This is a genomic window from Nocardia sp. NPDC004123 (assembly GCF_053603795.1).
In genome coordinates this window covers 1-19,472 of the sequence record NZ_JBSGGG010000051.1, presented here as the reverse complement: position 1 = coordinate 19,472, position 19,472 = coordinate 1, and the positions used below count along the sequence as shown (strand labels likewise).

Below are 19,472 nucleotides of genomic sequence, written 5' to 3'. Positions count from 1 at the left end.
GCGCCCGGTCCCGGCCGGTGTTATGGTTCGGCGCGGCCGAGCCGAACGGTTGGGCTCGAATTGTCTTCGGGGGAAACCATGTTCAATTGGTATGTGGGCCTGCTCGCGCTCAGTGGCGTGATCATGCTGGCGCTGGCGGTGGTGCGACAGGGGCAGAGCAGCGCCTCACGCTCGATCAACGGCATTTTCGGCGCGGTCTATCTCGGCTACGCCTTCTATCTCGCCTTCCTTTTCGACGGCGGCTCCTACCTCATCTTCTTCCAGGCGTTCATTCTGCCGGTCGTGATGGTGGTCAATTTCTTCCGCAATCGCACACCGAAGCCGAAACTCACCGAAACGCAGAAGGCCTGGCGCGAGTATCAGCGCTCCGCCGGGCAGCAATAGGCTCGCCGGGCGACAATAGCGCGGTGTTCTCGAAGAAGACCGCGCCCGAGCGGGTTACGCCACCGGCCACGCCCTGCCCCGACTGCGGGGAACGCCGCGTGACGCTCAGCGGGAATATGGATACGTATCTGATCCAGCGCAATGGCGGGCGGGCCCTGACGGACCTGCTCGCCCTGCTCTGCCTGGGATGCGGACGGGTGTTCTTCTACGCCGAGCGGCTCGACAAGGTGCGGGCCGCGATGAAGTCGACGACGTCCTGAGTGCGCGAGTCGGGCTGCTCCCGCGCTGCGCGCGTCAGGCGAGCCAGAGCCTCGTCGAGGCGGGAGCTCGGGCCCTGCTCGGCGAGCAGCACGGCGATGGCCTCCCAAGTGGCGACGGTCGGATTCGGTTGCGACAGCAGCTCTTCGAGATAGCTGTCCGGGTCGAGCAGGCGCAGCGCGCGGCGGGCGTGGGCGTGGACGCGCCGGGGCAGCTCTGCGCGAATCAGGTCGATATCGCCGGGCTGGACGTGACCCGGCTGGTCGGGGTCGAGGCGCACCGACCACAGCTGGTCCGGGTCCTCGGGTAGGCCCTCGCCCGGGAGCAGGCCGGGCCCCGCCGCGGCCTCGATCGCGAGCGGTGCAAGGCCCAGGCGTTCGTTGCGCCAGTTGCGGAATTCCCACCACGCGGTCGGGGTCGCCCAGGCGCCCAGCCCGAATCGGAGCATCTGCTGTCCACCGGTGAACGTTCGGAATGTCCGCGTCCGCGCCACGGTGGCCGTACCGCCGGGCATCCCCCGCACCCAGGTCGGCTCGGCCCCCTCAAACCCATACGGCTGCAGCAGTTTTCCCGTATCGCGCATCAAGCGGCGCAGCGCCGACTCCGGTTTGACCATCCACGCAGACTAGCCGCGCGAACCGACAGGATCCCGCACCTCGCGATCCGCCCAGGATGCCGCGCGTCGCCCGGACACGCCGCGCAGCAACGCCGAACATGCCGCGCAGGCACACCGGGTGTGCCTGCGCGGTCAGATCGTCCGGACGAGCGACGGGACCGTCAGTGGCCGGACCAGATGTCGTTCACCGTGGCCGCGTAACCGTCGTTGTTGGTCAGGGGCTGCAGGCCGAGGGCGGTGTCGATGGTGCGGAGCAAGCCGTACTGGTCGGTGCGCTGGGAGCTGGTGTAGCCGGGCTTCACGGAGTTCTGCGAGCCGAGCACGATGGTCGGGACCCGGTTCGGGAACAGCGGGCCGAACGCCTTGGTGGCGCCCTCGTCGAAGGTCACGATCAGCAGGGAGCGCTGCTGCTTCCAGGCCGGGGAGTTGAGGATCGCAGGCAGGGTGGCGCCCAGCCAGCTGTCACCCGAGGCGACGCCGCAGCCCTCCATGTTGTGGCATTCGTTGGCGGCGAACCACACGAAGTTCGGGGTGGTGGCGGCGGATTGCAGGTCGGTCGTCATCTGCGTGAGCGGCTGCAGGTGCGCCGCACAGTAGGACTGGTTGGACTTCATGTTCTGGAAGTACAAGAACGGCAGGTCATCCGGGTAGTACTGATCGTGCGAGGACTGGTCGCAATTGCCGTTGGCGTCCTCGGCGTAGCCCTTCCAGCTCTTGTGCGCCGCGTCCGCGCTGTTGCCGATGTGGCGCGCGTCGATGGTCGTCGCGCCCACGCTGTTGTCGACCAGCCCGTACAGTCCGCCCGCCGCCAGCGCGACATAGTTCGGATCGCTCGGATGCGTCGTGGCGTAGGACTGACTCAGTGTCGCGCCCTGCGACCGCAGGCCGTTGATGTAGGGGGCCTGGGGATTTCCGATGATGCCGGTGAGGCCGTCGTAGTCCTGGTTCTCCAGGTAGACCATGAAGACGTGGTCGTAACCCGGCACCGTGGTGGCGGGTGCGGTGAGCTTCGGTGCGGGCAGTGCGGCGCCGATGGTGAACGACAGGTTGTCGGCGTAGCCGTCGTTGGTGTCGCCGTAGGTCCAACCGAAGTTCAGCTGGATCTTCACCGCGCGCGTACCCTTCGGCAGGGTGCCCTTCGTATCACGCTGCAGCAGACCGGTTTTCAGGCCGCGATCGATGCTGCTCACGTCGTCGCACTCGGCGGAGCCGAGCTCGGACCCCGATGCGCTGAGGAACGTCGCCGTCATGTTGACCCGATCGTCCTGGGCACCGAATCCGCCCAGCCAGCCATTGAGATCGAAGCTCACGCCACCCTGGTCGATGGCCGCACCCGCGGCCGAGACGCTGATGGTCTGATCCATCTCGGCATTACCGGTGCCGCCGCCGGCGAAGAACTTCGAACCCCGGTTCGACGGACCCGGCGAGGACGCGTCCGGCCATCCGGACTGTCCGTAGCACACCGCATTCGGCTCACCCTTGCCGATGGTCCAGCCCGGCAGCGTCATGCCGTCCAGCCCCTTCGGCGAGCACTGTGCCACCGCCTCGGCATCGCCATCCACGATCAGGTTCGGGCTGGTGACCGCGGCATGCGCCACGGACGGCGTGACCGCGGAGCCTCCCAAGACGGCCAGTGCGGCCGCAGCCGTGATAGCGAATAATTTGCCGTGGCCGTTTCCAACGCCTTTGTGGCGCATACATGTTCCTTTGCGGGTCGTTACCGAAGTGCGCCCCGAATGGAACAGGTTCTAGGTGTCGGATCACCGCTCTGCCCATGGCCGGGCGGTGAACACCACCCGGCTTTTGGACGGACGACCAGCAATGGGGAAGGTTGTGCCGCAAGGAACGTCGGCCAGCAAGTACAGCTATCGACAAGCAACAGGTCGAGCGTGGACTAGATGTATTGACCGGAGACGTTGATAAATCGAGTGCCTCACTCACCGTGGCCATTCACGGGTCTTGCTGTCGCTGGGGGGATGCCGATCTCGTCAATGTCATGGCCGCTGCAGGCAATCTTGGTTGCACTGGCGTGCTCGATACGGGACACGAGGAACCACCGCATATCGCTGCGTAGCCTGCACCACCCGATCAGGTACCAATGGCCGTTCGTGGAGCCGAACATCACCGGTTCGACGTCGCGGGTGGTCTTGCTGCCGTCCCGCGAGGTGTAGCGGATACGCACCACCCGTTGCTCGGCCATCGCTTCCTCCAGCGCTGACTTGATCGCGCGCGGAGCAGGAGGCGCGTTCACCCAGACGCGACTGGCCAGCTCATCGGCCTTCGTCCGGGTCTGTGGATCGAGTACGTCCATAATCTTCCGAACGCCGGCCAAGGCGAGATCGGCGTAGGGGGCATCGGGTGCAGCAGAGACTGCCGCGAGTAGTGCCACTGCCTGCACAGGGGTCAGGCTGACCGGTGGCAGGGTGCCTCGGGCGACTAGCCCGTAGCCACCGCCGGGGCCCGGGCGCGACCAGATCGGCGCGCCACTGTTCTCGAGTGCGGTGAGGTCTCTCTTGACCGTCCGCACGGACACGCCGAACTCTTTTGCCAGTCGCTCAGCAGTGCATCCACGCGGTCCGCTGCGTCGCAGCATCTCGGACAGGGCGTGGAGTCGCTCCGCCCTCTTCATCTCCCGCCCCGGCAAAAAATCATGCCAAAAATGGTGACATACCCTTGTCCGCGAGGCTCGAGAGCATCGTGGTGTGACGAACAACGCGAGCCGCCCGACCATAATCCTGATCGCTGGCCATTGGCTAGGGGCTTGGGCATGGGACGAGGTGCTGGAACACCTGCCCGCTGACGGCTGGCGAACCATCCCGATGACGCTTCCCGGCCTCGATGAGCGGGACCCCAAGCGGACGTCCAGGACGCTCGATGACCAGGCGACGGCGATCGAGCAGACTATGACCCAGGCTGATGCTTCCGAGGCCCAGCCGGTAGTCATCGTGGCGCACAGCGGAGCCAACGCGCCGGTAAGCCTTGTGCTCGATCAGCATCCTGAACTTGTCCGCCGAGTGGTGTGGGTCGATAGCGGGCCCGTCGCGTCCGGCAGTATCTTCGCCCCGGATGCGCCCGAGGATCTGGACGAGTTTCCCCTGCCGCCCTTCGACGCGCTCGGGGAGCAGGCCAGCCTTGAGGGCCTGAGCACGGAGGCTCTCGAGCGCTTTCGAGCCAGGGCCGTTCCAGAACCCGGTCCCGTGCTACGCCAGCAAGTGGAGCTCACCAACGATGCGCGTCTGGCGGTCCCGACCACTCTGGTGTGCTGCTCGATCCCGAGCGCGCAGATAATGGAGCTGGCCAACTCGGGTCATCCCATGTTCGCCGAGGTGTCAAACCTCGACCATGTTGACCTCATCGACCTCCCGACCGGGCATTGGCCCATGTGGAGCCGCCCCGGCGACCTCGCCCACATCCTCGCCGCAGCAGCGACTTCCCCAGCTGACTGAACCGCAGACAGACCTGAAGAGGGCCAGCCGAAGCGGCTGGCCCTCTTCAATTCCCAAAGATCTCATGACACACCCCAATGCCGCGCTCACCCAAGACATCGCCTCGAGGTTGCCCGTCTCGTCGTAGAGGAGGGGTGGCAGATCAGCGAGGTCGCCGCCCGTTTCCAGGTGTCCTGGCCGACCGTGAAGCGCTGGGTCGATCGCTACCTCGCCGGTGAGCCGATGCACGATCGCTCCTCGCGACCGAGAACATCGCCGAACAAGACGGGCAAGGCCGTGACGAAGCGATGTGTGAGCCTGCGGATGCGGCTGCGCGAAGGCCCGGTTCAACTCGCGAGCAGGCTTGGCGTCGCCCCGTCGACGGCTCATCGCATCCTGTGCTCGGCCCGTCTGAATCGGCTGTCCTATATAGACAGGGCGACCGGTGAGCCAATTCGCCGGTATGAGCACGACCACCCGGGATCGCTCGTCCACATGGACGTGAAGAAGCTCGGGAACATCCCCGACGGCGGTGGCAACGTCCCCGGGCAGTACAACTAGACCTTCGCGCGGGTGTCCCGCTTCGAGCGGGCGAAGTTCCGCATGATGGGCAGGTCGACCCAGTGGTAGAGCAGTGCGGCGAGGGCGGTGGACACGACCAGGCACAGCAGGGAGAAGCCGGCCCAGCCGAGGATGCCGAATTCCCTGCCGCCGATCAGGTATCGGGTGACCAGGACCATGACCGGGAACTGGATGAGGTAGAAGGCGAAGGAGACATTGCCGAGCCACACCATGCGCGGGTGGGAGTTGAGGCCGCGGATGCCGGCCAGGTCCCGGGCGGCCATGGTGGCCACCACCGCCGTCATCGGGGGCAGCAGCAGCACCGACATCTTGTAGTTCACCGGCACCACCCAGGTCGCCGCGTACGCGACGGTCAGCGCGACCAGCGGCCAGGCGAGATTGGTGTTGCGCCAACGACCTTCGAGCACCATGCGGGCCGCCAGCACACCGAGGAAGAACTCCGGCAGGCGCGACAGCGGGAAGGTGTAGCTGAGCCAGTACGACGGGGACACCGGGATGTCGGGCTGCTGGAACCAGGCCGGGGAGGCGTGCAGTTCGTAGTGCGGCGACGCGTTGCCCGGAACCAGCCGCGGCGCAAAGGCATTCGCGATGCCCTTCGGACCGTCCACCCACAGGAAGTACGAGGTGTGCAGCAGGGCGATGCCCAGCATCAGCAGGCCCGCGGCCAGCAGCAGGCGGCGGGTCGGGATCCGCATGACCAGCGGCAGCAGCAGCGGAAAACTCAGGTAGAACAGCACTTCCGCGGCCAGCGACCAGGACGGGACGTTTAGCCCGCCGACCGTGGTCCACTTCGGCACCCAGGTGTGCACCAGCAGCAGGTTCGGCACCCACACCACCGCGCGGTGCAGGGGCACGCTCGCCACCACGATGAAGGCGGCGGCGGCCAACAGATGCGTCGGATAGATCTTGAGCACCCGCCGCCGGTAGAAGGCGCGCACCGACATGCCCGGCCGGAACGACCAGTAGATGATGAAACCGGACAGCACGAAGAAGAACGTGACGCCCGCGGCCCCGAGCTGCATCGGGATCCACTCGTGGATGTGGCGGAACAGCGCCGACTTCTGGAACGGGTAGACCGGCAGGAACACCAAGGCGTGCAACACGAATACCGCGAATGCCGCCCACCACCGCGCGCCGGTCAGCGAGGGCAGCGCGGGCCGCTCCCGCCGGGCGCGCTCGGCGACGGACTCGGTGAGACCCTTCGTCCGGACCGGCTCGGCCGTCAGGACCGGTTCGGCGGCCCGCGTGGCCTGGGCGGGCTGGAGGAGCTGGGTGGTGTACTGCTCCACCGCGAGCGCGGCGGAGGCCTCGCGCGGGGCGACTTCGGGCGGGCGGGTCATCGTGCGTACCTCTCGTACAGTGCGTTTGCTACCACGGCGTCGCCCTGCGGAGCGGGGTGGAACGGCAGCCCGGCGATATTGACTTTCGGGTCGAACACTCCGTTGACCCACTGCTGCGGCGTGCACAGCCCATGCCCGGCGGTGAGCGCGCGGGCGTCGAGGTATTCCAGGTTCAGCTGCGCGGCGGCTTCCCGCTCGGCCTGGTCGATGCGATTGAGGTACTCGACGACCGTGCGGCCGCGCGGCTGGGTGGCCGGGACGCCGGCGATGTCGAAGCAGATGGCGTCCTGGTCGGGCCGGAACAGCTCCGGGTAGCCGACGATCACGATGTGCGCGTTCGGGGCGTAGTACCGGATGTAGGTGATGACCTTGCTGATGCGGGAGGCGTACTCGGCGCCGGTCACGTTCTGCGGGTCGGTCATTCGGCCGGCGGCCACCGCGTCGGGACCGCAGCCGCCGACGACGTCGTAGAAGCAGCGCTCGATCGAGCTCCACGGGGACTGCGGGGCGCCACCCCAGACGTCGTTGAGGCCGAACTGCACCGTCACCAGCTTGGTTTTCGGGCCGAACGAGCCCGCCTTGTCGGCGTTGGCGGCCTGGACCTTCAGGGTGTATCCGTCCCCGGTGTCGAGCGACGCGCCCGGACACGACTGGTTCCACATCCGATCGGTGCCCTGCACGCCCATCAGTGCGCCCAGCTGCACCGGCCACGCGGTGTCGCCGTGATCGCACTTCTTCTCCTGGGACAGCGGGTTCCAGCCGTTGGCCGTGAACGAGTCGCCCAGGATGACGAGTTCCTTACCCTGCGGAACCGAATCCGCTTGCGCCCCCGATGTTCCCGTCATGGCCGCGGCGAACGCGACCACCGCGGCACACAGCCACCGACCGTTGATTCCCGACACGTGTGTACTCCGGTTTCGTCAGTAGCCTGCGCGGGGCTCGAACCCGGGGGCGTCCAGGGTCGGCGGCGCGGGCTTGGGCGCCTGCTGGGTCTGCGGCGCGGGCTTGGGCGCAACCGGTTGCGCCGCAGGCGCTTCGGGCGCTGCGGGGGCCGCCGGCTGCGGGGCGGGTGCTTCGGTCGCGACCTCCGGGGCCGCGGCAGGCGCAGGGGCCGCGCTCGGCGCCGGGGCAGCGCTGCTCGCGGGAGCGGCCGAACTGCTCACGACGGCAGCGGTGGTGCTCGCCGGGGTGGTGGGCGTGTCGGCGGTCTTGTCGCTTCCGCACGCCGCCAGCGCGCCGATCAGCACGACCCCGCCGATGGCGGCCACCGCGGTGCGTGCGCCTGGGATACGGAACTTCATGAAACCCTCGAATCGCAAATTGAACGGTGGACTTTTCACTTTTGCGCGGAGTGTACAAGAGTCCCCGACGGCCGGGGTGCGGCATTCAGCAAACCGCAAAACCCCTGGACAATCGGGAAACTCGACGAGGAGGCCATCGATGGTCAACGGTCCGATCGACGGAGTCTCGATGGCATCAGTGCCCGTATCGGTCGTAGATGGCATTGGCGACCACGGCGTCACCCTGGCTCGACGGATGGAAGAACAGGCCGTCGAGATCGGTCCGTGGATCGAACACGCCATTCAGCCAGGGCTGCGACGAGCAGAGCCCATGACCGGTGGTGAGCGCGCGGGAATCCAGGAACTCGATGCCGAGCAGCTGGGCGGCTTCCCGCTGCGCCTGGTCGATGCGGTCGAAGTACTCCACCACCGCGCGACCGCGCGACTGGATGAACGGCGCGACGCCGCCGATGCTGAGACAGACCGTGCTGCTGCCCGGGGTGAACAACTCCGGATAGCCGACGAACACGATGCGGGCGTTCGGTGCGTAGTACCTGATGTAGGTCACCGCATTGCTCATGCGCTTGGCCATCAACGCCCCGGACACACCGTTGTAGTCGGGCATCCGGCCCTGGTCGATCGACTCCGGATCGCAGCCGTCGACCAGGTTGAACACGCAGCCCTGCAACGACTTCCAGAGCGTCTGGTCGTTCTTGCCCCACTTGTCGTTGAGCCCGAACTGCAGTGTGACGACCTTGGTATTCGGCCCGAAAGCGCCTGCCTTGTCCGCTTTCTGGGCCTCCTGGGCCAGGCTCCACCCCGGGCCGCTGTCGATCGACGCGCCCGGGCAGGAGGGATCGGCCATCTCGTCGGTCCCGTACACGCCCATGAGCCGGCCCAGCTGCACCGGCCAGGCCGTCCGGCCGTGGCGCAGGCAGCTGTTGCTCTCGTCGAAGAAGTCCCAGGCGTTCGCGGAGAACGAATCACCCAGCACTACCAGCTCTTTGCCCGCGGGGGCGGCGTCCGGCGAGGCCGGATCCGCGTTCGCCGCGGCCACGGTCGACACCGAGGCCGCGAGCGCTACCGCGGCAGCACACAGCCACCGCCCGCCATTACCCAGCACGAACCTGTCCAGCCTTCTCAGTAACCCGCACGCGGCTCGAATCCGGGCGCGTCCAGGGTCGGCGGCGCGGGCTTCTGCTGCTGCTGCGTCTGCGGCGCAGGCTTGGGTGCGGCCGGCTGCGGCGCGACCGGTTGCGGCGCGACGACCTCCGGCGCGACGGGCTGCGGCGCGGCCGGTTCCGTGGCCGCCGGTTGCGGCGCGGGGGCCTCGGTGGTCGGCGCGGGCGCGACGGTCGTCGGTGCGGGGGCGGCTGTGGAGCTCACCGATGTGGCGGCGGTGCTGGTGGCACCGCCCGGCGAACTGTCGGACGACTTGTCGCTGCCGCACCCGGCAATGCCCGCGATCAGCAGCCCCCCGCCGATCACGGCCGCGGCGACACGGACGGCAAACACCCCCACCGGTGTTGAAGACTTCATGGGTACCTCGAATTCAGGATCTGAAGTGACGTCTATTCACTTCAGCGGGGAGTGTACAAAACGCGTTCACCCCGCCCACCCCGATTCGGGAAACTGCCCCCAACTTCCGGGGCACCGAATCCGATAATCCCTGGTCAAGCCCACCTCACTCAGTGAAACACGTTCCAACGGACGGTCACATCGGACCACCTCGCCAGGCCGCCCAGGTTCGCGTATCCAAGCACAGATTCCGGACGGAGGGGCCGCTATCGGCTTCCCCGGCCGAGCGCCCGACCCCACCCGCGCAACCCCACCCGATTTGAAGCAATACCACTTCATATCGAATCTTCACGAACTACAGTGTTCGCAAATCGATACTCTCCCGCCAAGGAGGACCAATAGTGAACATTGCCAAGCGTTTTGGTGCAGCAGCCATCGTCTCGATCGCACTCGCGTCGGCCGCGCCCGCCGCCACAGCAGCGGCAGCACCCGCTCCCGCCCCCGTCGTCGCGACCCCGGTGGCCACCACCGGCTCAGCCCTCACCGACGTGCTGACCGCACCGATCCTCTTCCCCCTGGGCTTCCTGGTCCTGGTCTTCTGCGGCGGCGACCCCCAGCCCACCTGCCCCATGGCGCAGATCTACAGCAACGCCGCGACCGGCTCCGGCGTCCACTGACACGAACACGACGAGGCTGCATCGACGCGGCCGGCTCACGAAATGCCCGCCGCGTCACCGCATTCTCACCGCCGACGACTCCCGGCTACCGGCGCTCAGGACAGCACGACACCATCGAAAGCCTTTGACAACCGAGGCTGTTCGCGGATCTCGACAGTTGCGGCTAGCGGCAGCAGTTCGGGTCGAGGACGACGCACAGGGCGGCGAGGGAGTCGCGCTGGGCGCGGTGGTAGGTGTTCATGCCGCGGCGTTCGGACTCGATCAGGCCGGCCTTCTTCAGCTGGCCGAGGTGGTGGCTGACGGTGGATTCGGCGAGGGTGACGGCCGCGGCCAGGTCGCCGGTGTTCTCTTCACCGAGGGGGCTGGCGAGGAGGAGGGACAGGAGTTTCACGCGGGCCGGGTCGGCAATGGCCTTGAGGCGCAGGGCGATTTCCAGGGCGGCGGCGTCGCCGACCGGACCGGCGGCGACGGGGGCGCAGCAGACCGGGGCGGACATGTCGATCACGGGCAGCGCCTTGGGCATGCGAACCAGGTTACCTACCTTCTTGACATATGTCGAAATAGTGGCGCAGACTCGTCACACCAGTTCTTCGACATATGTCTCACAAGTGGAGGTACGGTCTCATGTCTCGTGTTCAGCTCGCTCTCAACGTCGACAACATCGACCAGGCGGTGGCGTTCTATTCGACCCTGTTCCAGGCCGAGCCCGCCAAGCGCAAGCCCGGTTACGCGAATTTCGCCATCGCCGAGCCGCCGCTCAAGCTGGTACTGATCGAGAATCCGGGGCACGGCGGCAGCCTCAACCACCTCGGGGTCGAGGTCGAGTCCAGTGACCGGGTGCACGCCGAGATCGCGCGACTCTCCGAGGCCGGGATGTTCACCGAGGAGCAGATCGCGACCACCTGTTGCTTCGCCACCCAGGACAAGGTGTGGGTCACCGCGCCCGACGCCGAGCGCTGGGAGGTCTACACGGTGCTGGCGGATAGCGAAACCTTCGGCACCGCACCGGTGCCGGCCTCGGGAGCGGTCGCGGACGACGCGCAGGCCATGGCGGTCTGCTGCGGCACCGCGGAGGAAGCCGCCGCCGAAGGGGCCTGCAGCGGCAGCGCGGCCAAGACGGATGCCGTGACCTCCGGGGCATCCTGCTGCGGCTGAGCCCGCACCGGGGTCGTTCACCAGGTGTTCGCTTGCCCACTGATTCGATATCCATCAATATCGACGGGTGTCGAATCGAGTGCTTCCGCTGGCCGTGACCCCACCCGCGTGTGAGGTCACGCCCCTGGTCCGCGAACCGTTGACAGCACAGGCCGCGACGGAGCTGGCGGCCGTGTTCAAGGCGCTGTCGGACCCGGTCCGTTTGCGGCTGCTGTCGGTGATCGCCAGCCACACCGGGCAGGAAGCGTGCGTGTGCGACATCTCCGACGGCTTCGACGTCTCCCAGCCCACCATCTCCCATCACCTGCGGGTATTGCGCGAGGCGGGGCTACTGTCGAGCGAGCGGCGCGGGTCGTGGGTGTACTACCGGGTCGAACCCGCCGCGCTGCACCAGCTTTCGGCACTACTCGACATCGCGCTCCCCGAGGCGGCGGTCCGATGAACACGCTGAGACGACGACTGCTGGCCGAGTTCGTCGGCACCGGTCTGCTGGTGTGCGTAGTGGTCGGTTCCGGGATCGCGGCCCAGCAACTGTCCGCACACGATGTGGGTCTCCAACTGCTGGAGAACTCGACCGCCACGGTGTTCGGACTGGGCATCCTGATCCTCATGCTCGGCCCGGTTTCCGGGGCTCACTTCAATCCCGTTGTCTCGGCAGCGGATTGGTGGGCCGGACGCCGCCGCGGCACCGGGCTGAGCGCCACCGACCTGGCGGCCTACATCGGTGCGCAGATCCCCGGCGGGATCGCGGGGGCGGTGCTGGCCAACATCATGTTCGACCAGCCCGCCGCCCAGATCGCCACCCATCACCGCGTCACCACCGGACACCTGGTCGGCGAAGTCGTCGCCACGGCCGGACTGATCGCGGTCATCTTCGCGCTCGCCCGCACCGGCCGCGCGGCACTCTCGGCCGCGGCCGTCGCCGCCTACATCGGCTCGGCCTACTGGTTCACCAGCTCCACCAGCTTCGCCAACCCGGCCGTTACCGTCGGGCGCGTCTTCTCCGACACCTTCGCCGGAATCGCCCCCGCATCGGTGCCCGCGTTCATCGCCGCCCAAATTCTCGGCGCCGCACTCGGTTTCGGCCTCATCGGCCTGCTCTACCCCGATCCCGTACCGGCGGACGACATCGTCACGCCCCGCAACATCCAGACCTCCTGAAAGGCCCGCCCAGCCGATGACCGCCACACCCAGCGTGCTGTTCGTCTGCGTCCACAATGCCGGACGCTCCCAGATGGCCCAGGGCTTCCTCACCCACCTGGCCGGCGACGCGATCGAGGTCCGGTCGGCCGGGACCGCGCCCGCCGAGACCATCAACCCCGCCGCGGTCGAGGCGATGGCCGAACTCGGCATCGACATCACCGCTCAGACGCCGAAGATCCTCACGCCCGACACCGTGCAGACCTCCACCGTCGTCATCACCATGGGCTGCGGCGACACCTGCCCGTACTTTCCCGGCGTCGACTACCGCGACTGGCAGCTCGACGACCCCGCGGGCAAGGGCGTCGCCGCCGTGCGGCCCATTCGCGATGAAATCCGCACGCGTGTAGAACAACTCATCGGCGAACTGCTGCCGGCCGGTCGGACGGACACCGCTGTCCAGTCCTGAACCGGCCCCGACGACCACCTCTCGACCAGGAGCACCCGCATGACGGCCCCCTACCAACCAGTGGAATCCCCGGCCGTGTGGCACGGCGCGGACCTCGGCGATCCCGCCGAGTGGGCGACAGTGCTCACCGATGCCCAGCGCCGGGAGATCACCGATGCCGCCCGCGCCGCCATCGCCGCGGGCCTGACCGCCGCGACGGTGCGACGCGAGGACTTCCCGCTCCCGGGGCTGGCCGAACCGCTGCGGGAATGGAGTGCCACCCTCGCCCACGGACGCGCCTTCGTCCTCATCCGGCGCTTCCCGCAGGATCTGCTCACACCGGCCGAAACCGAGCTCGCCTATGTGGGTCTCGGGCTGCATCTGGGCACCCCGGTCAGCCAGAACGCCGCGGGCGATCTGCTCGGCCATGTGCGGGACGAGCGCATTGCCCGCGACAGCCCCGCGGTGCGGCTCTACACCACCAACCAGCGTCAGGACTTCCACACCGACGGCTCCGACCTGGTCGGGCTGCTCTGCCTGAATGCCGCGAAATCCGGTGGGGAGAGCCGCATCGCCAGCTCCCTGGCGGTCTACAACCACATCCTCGCCGAGCGACCGGACCTCATCGAGGTCCTGCGGCAACCCTTCCACTGGGACCGCAACGACGAACAATCACCCGGCGAGACACCGTATTTCACGCTGCCCGCGATCCACGACATCAATGGCACACCGCGGATCTTCTACGTCGGCTGGTACATCCGCGACGCCCAGCGTCATCCGGACGTCCCGCCCCTGACCGACCCGCAGCTCGAAGCCATGCGAATGCTCGAGGACACCGCCAACGACCCGCGCTTCTACCTCCCGATGGAGTTCGCCCCCGGCGACGTGCAAATCCTCAACAACGCCAAGATCCTGCACTGCCGGGAGGCGTACACCGACCACGAGGACCTCGAACGGCGGCGGCACCTGCTGCGCCTCTGGCTCACGGCACACGCCTTCGCCACCGTCGAGGATCTCCTCCGCGACGGCATCCCGCCGCGCCGCGACTGACCCGAAGCCACCAGCACGCCTCACGAATTCGCCGCCCGCCCGCTACTGCCGCGAGGTCCACAGATTCCATCCGGACGAGGCCGCCCGACGTCGAGCGAGCATATCCAGATACGGAACGAGCGCGGCGAAATAGCGTTTCGCCTCGCACCGCCCATCGCACGACTCGTGCGATTCCAGCCCGCGCCGCGCGACCTCCAGATTCTGGACGGGATAATCGGGGACCTCATGTGAGATTGGTTGAGGCACTGCTCATCTCCCGCCATTGCGGCGATGCCGACCAGGCTGTTGCCCTGCCGCCACTCGGACTTCGACATAGCCACCACCAACCCGCCGTAGCCGGATCGATCTGCGATGGTCGCGTCCGGTTCCGAGGTCTCCGACCACACAGAACAGAATTGCCGACACACTGAATACGGTCATAAGAGACAAAATCCAAGAATCCCAAGGCATTACGACTCCCTAAATACCGTCCGGTTCGGCGCTATCGCGCGCTGATTTCAGATTTACGCCGATACCATGCGGTGTGGAAGATTTCGAACTGCGATTAGTGGAATTTACTGCGCCACTTCCAATCTGCCTCGCACAATGATTCCAAACTGCACAACAACGGTTAGCGAGGCTACGCACCATGACCGGATCGACCGTCCCCCGTCGGATGCTCGGCCGCGAGCTGAAGCGGCTTCGAGAACACTCGGGGATATCCCCCTCGGCCGCAGCGCGAGCGATCGAAGTGTCGACACAGACACTGTGGCGCATGGAGTCCGGGCAACCGGGCCCCAAGTTGAAGGAACTCTATGTCAACGTCCTGTGCGCGATGTATGGCGCTAGCGACGACGAAACCGCGGCACTGGTAAGCCTGGTCGCAGAAGCGAAGAAACCCGGGTGGTGGCACAGCTACGGCGATGCACTGCCGGCGCATGCCGATCTGTTCCTGGGACTCGAGGGAGCTGCGAAGCGACTGACCACATTTCAGCTCACCCTCGTGCCGGGATTGCTGCAAACGCCCGACTATCGGCGCGCCGTGATCTGGATCGAATTCCCCATGCACCCAACCAAAGACGTCGAGAAACTGGTCGAGGTGCACAGTCGCCGCCAGGCGCGGCTGCACCACGATGCCAACCCGGTCGAGCTTCGGGTACTGCTCGGCGAGTCGGTACTGCACCATCAAGTGGGCGGACCGGCGGTCATTGCCGACCAACTCCGGCACCTCGCGCAAGTCGGAGAGACCGCGAACGTCTCGGTCCGGGTCATCCCGCAGGAAGTCGGCAGCCACCTCGGCCTGATCACCAACTCGTTTGTATTCATGGAGTTTCCTGTCCATCCGACCTCGCGGCTCACCGAGCCACCGGTGGTCTACATGCAGGGATACACAGGAGCGTTGTATCTGGACCAACCGACCGAGATCACGCAGTATCAGGCGGCTTTGGCGCAAATTCAGCGTGTAGCGTTGGGCGAAGAGCGGTCCAGGGACTTGATCCTGGCGACAGCGAGGGAGTACGACGCGTGAGCACCGACCTGTCCAGCGCACAGTGGTTCAAGAGCAGCCACTCCGCGACCCAAGACACGTGTGTAGAGGTCGCGCACCTCGATAGGGAGCGAGTCGCCGTTCGGGACTCCAAGAATCCTGGCCCCGCGCTGGTTTTCGGACCGGTTGAGTGGGATGTATTCACTCGGGCTGTGCAGGGCGGACGGTTCGATCTGTCCTGATAGTCCGCCGCGCGGTCGCAGTGAAGCCGGCGGTGCCCGCCCGGCTGCGCGCAATCGGGATTCCCATTCCCTGGCCGGTTGCCGAGGCATGAGCTGAACCGCCCTGGGCTGGAACGTGTTTCGGTGCCCAGGGCGGGTTCTCGGCTCAGCCCGCGAGCTTCGCCAAGTTCGGGAAGTTGCTCAGCTCCCAGCCGCCGTCCACCACCATGTCGATGCCGGTGATGTAGGAGGCGTCGTCGGAGGCGAGGAACAGGCTGGGGGCGGCGATCTGTTCCGGGGTGGCGGGCGCGCCCATCGGGATGCGGTCCAGGAACATTTGTTTGGCGGGCTCGTAGCCCATGACCGCCGCGACCAGCGGGGTGTCCACCAGGCCGGGGAGGATGGCGTTCACCCGGATACGGAACTGGGCCAGCTCCAGGGCCGCGTTCTTGGTGAACATGACCACGCCCGCCTTGCCGGTGGAGTACGGGCTGCCACCGGGCATGGGCACCCGGGCGTCGAGCGAGGAGATGTTCACGATGGCGCCGCCACCGGTCGACTTCATAAGGCGCGCTTCATGTTTGGTGCAGAGGAAGACGCTCTTCTGAATCAGGTCGATGGTGAAATCCCAGTCGGCCTCGGTGAGGTCGGTGACCGCGCCGATACGGGACGCGCCCGCCACATTGAAGGCCGCGTCGAGACGACCGAAACGGGTTGCGGCGGTGGCGATCCCGGCCTCCACCTGGGCCTCGTCGGTGACGTCGGTGACCACGGGAACGAAGGCGTCGCCGAGTTCGGCGGCCTTCTTCCGGAGACCTGCCTCGTCGATGTCGAGGCCGACAACGTTCGCGCCCTCGGCGATCAGCGCGGCGGCGATGGCCGCGCCGATACCGGAGGCCGCACCGGTGACGACCGTGGCGCGGCCGTCGAATCTACGGGCGTTCATCGGGCACCTGCCCGCAGGAATTCGCCGGTGCGTTCCTTGCCCAGGGTGTCGGCCTTCTCCCCCAGCCCGAAGACGAACTCGCCGTTCACCAGCACCGCGGTAACGGTGTCGTCATTGCGGTTGACCATGCGGGACAGGTTGTCGAACTCCGGAATCGGGTTCTCGGCATAGGCCTCCAGGCTGTCGTCCAGCTTCGCCGGATCGATGATCAGCACATCGGCCCGATCGCCCTCGCGCAGGTGACCGGCATCCAGGTCGTACCAGTCGGCCAGCTCGCCGGACACCCGGTGCACGGCGTGCTCGACGGTCATGAACGGCCGGCCCGCCTGTTGCGCCTTGTGCACACGCGCGAGCAGCCGCAGCCCGAAGTTGTAGAAGGCCATGTTCCGCAGATGCGCGCCGGCGTCCGAGAAGCCCAGCTGCACACTGGGATCCGCGGCCAGCACATCCAGCACCTCGGGCCGGTGATTGGAGATGGTGGTGCGCCAGCGCACCTTGGGCCCGTACTCCACCACCAGATCCAGGAAGGCGTCCACCGGGTGCACGCCGCCGCGATCCACGCCGACCTGACCGAAGGTCTTGCCGATCACGCTCGCATCCGGGCACTCGGTGATCTCGGCGTCGAAGAAGTCCCGATGCCAGACCCGCGGACCCCACTTCTTGTCGTAGTCCTTGCGGAACCAGCGGCGGTAGTTCTCGTCGGCCAGCAGTTCCCGCCGCTCCTCCAGCTGGTTGGACAGGTGCAGGGCCGCTGCGCCGGAGCCGAATTCCTCGAACACCGGCAGATCGATGCCGTCGGAGTACACCTCGAACGGCACCGGCAGATGCTGCCAGCGGAAGTCGCCGCCGAGCCCGTTGATGATCCGGCCCAGCAGCGGAAAGACCTTCACGACACCGGGAATCGCCTTGATGTCGGCCGCCGACAGCAGGCTCACCTTCAGCTTGGGCCGGAAGAAGCCCAGGCTGCTGGCCGCCATGCCGAGCATGCTCTGCGGCTTGGCGACGTCGGGACCGCCCTGCAACGCCCGCTTGCGGTCGCGCAGAATGCGATTCAGCCGCCGCCGCTCCTTGCCGGTGGCATAGGTCGACGGCAGCGTCCGCGACCGGCACACCTCGCCGTCCAGCTTGTCGAACAGCAATTGCTGCGAGGACATGCCGACGAATCCGGCGTCCAGCGCCTCGGTCAGCTTGTGCTCCATGGCCGTCAGCTCGGACTCGGTCGGCTGCACATCCGGATCGGTGGCCCGCTGTAGGCCCAGCTGGGACGCCCGGATATCCGAATGACCGATGAAGGCGGCGACATTCGGGCCCAGCGGCAGCGACTCCAGCGCCGCCACATAGCCGTGCGCGCTGTTCCAGGTCTTCAGCGCGTCCACCGCCTCGACCACGTGCTTGCGCGGAATCGCCTCCACCCGGCCGAACAGGTCACCCGCGTCCGAGCCGCCGACATGCACGGTGGACAGCGAGCACGACCCGAGCAGCAGCGTGGTGACGCCGTGCCGCAGCGACTCCGACAGCGTCGGATCCAGCAGCACCTCCACGTCGTAGTGGGTGTGGATGTCGATCATGCCCGGCATGACCCAGCGTCCGGTCGCGTCGATCACTCGCGCACAGCCGGTCTCGTCCAGCGGCGCGGCCGACACGGTCGCCACCCGGCCGTCCCGGATGCCGAGATTACGGATGGCCGAGGGTGCGCCGGTGCCGTCGAACCAGCGCCCGTTCTTGATGATGGTGTCGTACACAGGAATTCACTTTCCCAGGGTCAGGTCGCGGCGCAGCACCTTGCCGGTGGCATTGCGCGGCAGGGGTTCCGCGGTGACCAGCCAGCGCGCGGGCACCTTGAAATAGGCCAGCTGTCTGGCCACGTGATCACGCAACTCGTCCTCCGACAACGACTCCGGGTCGTCGACCACCACGATCGCGGCGACCTCCTGACCCAGATCCTCGTGCGGGACACCGATCACGGCCGATTCGCGCACCAGCGGGTGCTCGTCGAGGACGTTCTCGATCTCCTGCGGGTAGACGTTCTCCCCACCCCGCAGGATCAGATCCGAACGACGACCGGAAATATAGAGTTTGCCCTCCCGCAGGGTGCCGTAGTCACCGGTGCGCAGCCAACGGTTCTCATCGATCGCGGCCCGGGTCGCTTCCTCGTTGTTCCAGTAGCCGAGCATGACATACGGGCTGCGGATACAGATCTCACCCTCCTCGCCGTCGGGCACCGGCTTACCGTCGGGGTCGCGCACCTCGACCGAGACCCCGACCACCGCACGACCCACGGTCTCGTTGTCGGCGGCCAACTCCGGCGGAGTCGCCACCGTCGCGGCGGTACCGGACTCGGTGCACCCGTAACTGGTGGTCAAACCCTGCAACGCGACCGGGAACCGCTCCCGCAGCCGCTGCACCAACGCCGGAGACGACGGCGCGGAATTGAGCGAGAACGCCGTCAGCGACGACAGGTCATAACGCGAGATGTCCACGCCCAGAATGCGACTCGCCAACGTCGGCACCGCCGCCCAGTTGGTGACCCTCTCCGACTCGACCAGCTTCAACAGCGATTCGGCATCGAACTCACCCGAGGTCGGGAAGATGACCGCGTCACCGGTGGTCAGGCGCGGGATCGACAGGTTGTGCAGGCTCGCGATATGGAACAGCGGCATCGTCGCCAGATAGCGGCGCCCCGCCGGGGAACCGTCCCACCCCTGCCCTCGGAACCCGGCCGCCAACGCGTCCATGAACCGGTGGTAGTCGGCCACGGCGACCATGTTCTGCTGGGTGTGCACCACACCCTTCGGCCGGCCCGTCGTCCCGGAGGTGTAGAGGATGATCGCCGGATCGTCCTCGCCCACCTCGGCACTCGGGTTACCGCCGCCGAACTCCTGGATGAGGGCGGGCAGATCGGATTCCATGGTCAGCACCGGGATCTCGGTGCCGGTCTCGGTGGCCAGCGCGGCCCGCTTGGCGTCG

Annotated in this window: 23 protein-coding genes and 1 pseudogene; 12 read left to right on the top strand and 12 right to left on the bottom strand. The window is 67.1% G+C overall.

Annotation, left to right across the window (positions count from 1 at the left end; translation table 11 throughout):
* Positions 1-93: 93 nt before the first annotated feature.
* The gene (locus ACWEQQ_RS44040) at positions 94-384 is read left to right on the top strand and encodes a hypothetical protein (RefSeq protein WP_379379444.1); all 291 of its coding nucleotides are present in this window, start codon (positions 94-96) and stop codon (positions 382-384) included.
* A gap of 23 nt (positions 385-407) precedes the next feature.
* Positions 408-644 (top strand): hypothetical protein, encoded by a 237-nt coding sequence (locus ACWEQQ_RS44035; RefSeq protein ID WP_452344498.1) that lies wholly within the window; start codon positions 408-410, stop codon positions 642-644.
* Here the strand turns inward: ACWEQQ_RS44035 and ACWEQQ_RS44030 are convergent.
* From ACWEQQ_RS44030 to ACWEQQ_RS44020, 3 genes are all read right to left on the bottom strand, one after another.
* Positions 590-1,258 carry a hypothetical protein gene (locus ACWEQQ_RS44030; protein WP_452352433.1) on the bottom strand — a complete coding sequence of 223 codons (669 nt, stop codon included), beginning with the start codon at positions 1,256-1,258 and terminating at the stop codon, positions 590-592. The genes ACWEQQ_RS44035 and ACWEQQ_RS44030 overlap by 55 nt on opposite strands.
* A gap of 161 nt (positions 1,259-1,419) precedes the next feature.
* A complete protein-coding gene (locus ACWEQQ_RS44025; protein ID WP_452352432.1) occupies positions 1,420-2,955 on the bottom strand; it encodes an alkaline phosphatase family protein in 1,536 nt (511 codons plus the stop codon).
* A gap of 236 nt (positions 2,956-3,191) precedes the next feature.
* A complete protein-coding gene (locus ACWEQQ_RS44020) occupies positions 3,192-3,887 on the bottom strand; it encodes a helix-turn-helix transcriptional regulator (RefSeq protein ID WP_452344501.1) in 696 nt (231 codons plus the stop codon).
* Positions 3,888-3,960: 73 nt separating this feature from the next.
* Between ACWEQQ_RS44020 and ACWEQQ_RS44015 the strand changes: the two genes are divergently transcribed.
* Together ACWEQQ_RS44015 and ACWEQQ_RS44010 are read left to right on the top strand one after the other, a co-directional pair.
* Entirely contained in the window at positions 3,961-4,704 is a 744-nt protein-coding gene (locus tag ACWEQQ_RS44015) for an alpha/beta fold hydrolase (protein ID WP_452352431.1), read from the top strand.
* Positions 4,705-4,768: 64 nt separating this feature from the next.
* Positions 4,769-5,220: pseudogene (locus ACWEQQ_RS44010) on the top strand (helix-turn-helix domain-containing protein); the annotation flags it as partial.
* A 20-nt stretch (positions 5,221-5,240) separates the two neighbouring features.
* Here the strand turns inward: ACWEQQ_RS44010 and ACWEQQ_RS44005 are convergent.
* The 5 genes from ACWEQQ_RS44005 to ACWEQQ_RS43985 all read right to left on the bottom strand — a co-directional run bounded on the left by ACWEQQ_RS44005 (position 5,241) and on the right by ACWEQQ_RS43985 (position 9,424).
* The gene (locus tag ACWEQQ_RS44005; RefSeq protein WP_452352430.1) at positions 5,241-6,605 is read right to left on the bottom strand and encodes an acyltransferase family protein; all 1,365 of its coding nucleotides are present in this window, start codon (positions 6,603-6,605) and stop codon (positions 5,241-5,243) included.
* Positions 6,602-7,507 (bottom strand): SGNH/GDSL hydrolase family protein, encoded by a 906-nt coding sequence (locus tag ACWEQQ_RS44000; RefSeq protein ID WP_452344504.1) that lies wholly within the window; start codon positions 7,505-7,507, stop codon positions 6,602-6,604. The genes ACWEQQ_RS44005 and ACWEQQ_RS44000 overlap by 4 nt, the downstream gene beginning before the upstream one ends.
* 18 nt (positions 7,508-7,525) lie before the next feature.
* The gene (locus tag ACWEQQ_RS43995) at positions 7,526-7,906 is read right to left on the bottom strand and encodes a hypothetical protein (protein ID WP_452344505.1); all 381 of its coding nucleotides are present in this window, start codon (positions 7,904-7,906) and stop codon (positions 7,526-7,528) included.
* Between the two features lie 175 nt (positions 7,907-8,081).
* Positions 8,082-9,008, bottom strand: coding sequence for an SGNH/GDSL hydrolase family protein (locus ACWEQQ_RS43990; protein WP_452344506.1), 927 nt, complete (start codon positions 9,006-9,008; stop codon positions 8,082-8,084).
* Positions 9,009-9,025: 17 nt separating this feature from the next.
* Positions 9,026-9,424: a hypothetical protein gene (locus ACWEQQ_RS43985; protein ID WP_452344507.1), complete on the bottom strand. Its 399-nt coding sequence runs from the start codon at positions 9,422-9,424 to the stop codon at positions 9,026-9,028.
* A gap of 380 nt (positions 9,425-9,804) precedes the next feature.
* Between ACWEQQ_RS43985 and ACWEQQ_RS43980 the strand changes: the two genes are divergently transcribed.
* The gene (locus ACWEQQ_RS43980; protein ID WP_452344508.1) at positions 9,805-10,080 is read left to right on the top strand and encodes a hypothetical protein; all 276 of its coding nucleotides are present in this window, start codon (positions 9,805-9,807) and stop codon (positions 10,078-10,080) included.
* Positions 10,081-10,243: 163 nt separating this feature from the next.
* Here the strand turns inward: ACWEQQ_RS43980 and ACWEQQ_RS43975 are convergent, their stop codons facing one another.
* Positions 10,244-10,603 (bottom strand): Rv2640c family ArsR-like transcriptional regulator, encoded by a 360-nt coding sequence (locus ACWEQQ_RS43975; RefSeq protein WP_364607655.1) that lies wholly within the window; start codon positions 10,601-10,603, stop codon positions 10,244-10,246.
* Positions 10,604-10,704: 101 nt separating this feature from the next.
* Between ACWEQQ_RS43975 and ACWEQQ_RS43970 the strand changes: the two genes are divergently transcribed.
* The 7 genes from ACWEQQ_RS43970 (at position 10,705) to ACWEQQ_RS43940 (ending at position 15,580) form a co-directional block, all read left to right on the top strand.
* Positions 10,705-11,235 (top strand): ArsI/CadI family heavy metal resistance metalloenzyme, encoded by a 531-nt coding sequence (locus ACWEQQ_RS43970; RefSeq protein WP_452352429.1) that lies wholly within the window; start codon positions 10,705-10,707, stop codon positions 11,233-11,235.
* A gap of 67 nt (positions 11,236-11,302) precedes the next feature.
* Positions 11,303-11,677 (top strand): ArsR/SmtB family transcription factor, encoded by a 375-nt coding sequence (locus tag ACWEQQ_RS43965; protein ID WP_379445390.1) that lies wholly within the window; start codon positions 11,303-11,305, stop codon positions 11,675-11,677.
* The gene (locus ACWEQQ_RS43960; RefSeq protein WP_452344510.1) at positions 11,674-12,396 is read left to right on the top strand and encodes an aquaporin; all 723 of its coding nucleotides are present in this window, start codon (positions 11,674-11,676) and stop codon (positions 12,394-12,396) included. Before ACWEQQ_RS43965 ends, ACWEQQ_RS43960 begins: the two co-directional genes overlap by 4 nt.
* Positions 12,397-12,412: 16 nt before the next feature.
* A complete protein-coding gene (locus tag ACWEQQ_RS43955) occupies positions 12,413-12,844 on the top strand; it encodes an arsenate reductase ArsC (RefSeq protein ID WP_364607638.1) in 432 nt (143 codons plus the stop codon).
* Between the two features lie 39 nt (positions 12,845-12,883).
* Positions 12,884-13,873, top strand: a complete 990-nt coding sequence (locus ACWEQQ_RS43950) for a TauD/TfdA family dioxygenase (protein ID WP_452352428.1) — start codon at positions 12,884-12,886, stop codon at positions 13,871-13,873.
* Between the two features lie 628 nt (positions 13,874-14,501).
* A complete protein-coding gene (locus ACWEQQ_RS43945; protein ID WP_452352427.1) occupies positions 14,502-15,380 on the top strand; it encodes a helix-turn-helix domain-containing protein in 879 nt (292 codons plus the stop codon).
* A complete protein-coding gene (locus tag ACWEQQ_RS43940; protein WP_452352426.1) occupies positions 15,377-15,580 on the top strand; it encodes a DUF397 domain-containing protein in 204 nt (67 codons plus the stop codon). The genes ACWEQQ_RS43945 and ACWEQQ_RS43940 overlap by 4 nt, the downstream gene beginning before the upstream one ends.
* A gap of 145 nt (positions 15,581-15,725) precedes the next feature.
* Here ACWEQQ_RS43940 and ACWEQQ_RS43935 read toward each other — a convergent pair whose 3' ends face one another.
* The 3 genes from ACWEQQ_RS43935 to ACWEQQ_RS43925 all read right to left on the bottom strand — a co-directional run.
* Positions 15,726-16,505 (bottom strand): SDR family NAD(P)-dependent oxidoreductase, encoded by a 780-nt coding sequence (locus ACWEQQ_RS43935; RefSeq protein WP_452352425.1) that lies wholly within the window; start codon positions 16,503-16,505, stop codon positions 15,726-15,728.
* Complete coding sequence (locus tag ACWEQQ_RS43930; RefSeq protein ID WP_452352424.1) at positions 16,502-18,247, bottom strand: N-acyl-D-amino-acid deacylase family protein; 1,746 nt, start codon at positions 18,245-18,247, stop codon at positions 16,502-16,504. The genes ACWEQQ_RS43935 and ACWEQQ_RS43930 overlap by 4 nt, the downstream gene beginning before the upstream one ends.
* Positions 18,248-18,253: 6 nt before the next feature.
* Positions 18,254-19,472 (bottom strand): class I adenylate-forming enzyme family protein (locus ACWEQQ_RS43925; protein ID WP_452352423.1); only part of this gene is annotated, 1,219 nt, incomplete at its 5' end.

Excerpts from the sequence above, each read along its gene's own strand:
- ACWEQQ_RS44030 (WP_452352433.1), bottom strand. The coding sequence starts at position 1,258 with ATGGTCAAACCGGAGTCGGCGCTGCGCCGCTTGATGCGCGATACGGGA.
- ACWEQQ_RS44025 (WP_452352432.1), bottom strand. The coding sequence starts at position 2,955 with ATGCGCCACAAAGGCGTTGGAAACGGCCACGGCAAATTATTCGCTATC.
- ACWEQQ_RS44020 (WP_452344501.1), bottom strand. The coding sequence starts at position 3,887 with ATGAAGAGGGCGGAGCGACTCCACGCCCTGTCCGAGATGCTGCGACGC.
- ACWEQQ_RS44005 (WP_452352430.1), bottom strand. The coding sequence starts at position 6,605 with ATGACCCGCCCGCCCGAAGTCGCCCCGCGCGAGGCCTCCGCCGCGCTC.
- ACWEQQ_RS43995 (WP_452344505.1), bottom strand. The coding sequence starts at position 7,906 with ATGAAGTTCCGTATCCCAGGCGCACGCACCGCGGTGGCCGCCATCGGC.
- ACWEQQ_RS43985 (WP_452344507.1), bottom strand. The coding sequence starts at position 9,424 with ATGAAGTCTTCAACACCGGTGGGGGTGTTTGCCGTCCGTGTCGCCGCG.
- ACWEQQ_RS43975 (WP_364607655.1), bottom strand. The coding sequence starts at position 10,603 with ATGCCCAAGGCGCTGCCCGTGATCGACATGTCCGCCCCGGTCTGCTGC.
- ACWEQQ_RS43970 (WP_452352429.1), top strand. The coding sequence starts at position 10,705 with ATGTCTCGTGTTCAGCTCGCTCTCAACGTCGACAACATCGACCAGGCG.
- ACWEQQ_RS43960 (WP_452344510.1), top strand. The coding sequence starts at position 11,674 with ATGAACACGCTGAGACGACGACTGCTGGCCGAGTTCGTCGGCACCGGT.
- ACWEQQ_RS43955 (WP_364607638.1), top strand. The coding sequence starts at position 12,413 with ATGACCGCCACACCCAGCGTGCTGTTCGTCTGCGTCCACAATGCCGGA.
- ACWEQQ_RS43950 (WP_452352428.1), top strand. The coding sequence starts at position 12,884 with ATGACGGCCCCCTACCAACCAGTGGAATCCCCGGCCGTGTGGCACGGC.
- ACWEQQ_RS43945 (WP_452352427.1), top strand. The coding sequence starts at position 14,502 with ATGACCGGATCGACCGTCCCCCGTCGGATGCTCGGCCGCGAGCTGAAG.
- ACWEQQ_RS43935 (WP_452352425.1), bottom strand. The coding sequence starts at position 16,505 with ATGAACGCCCGTAGATTCGACGGCCGCGCCACGGTCGTCACCGGTGCG.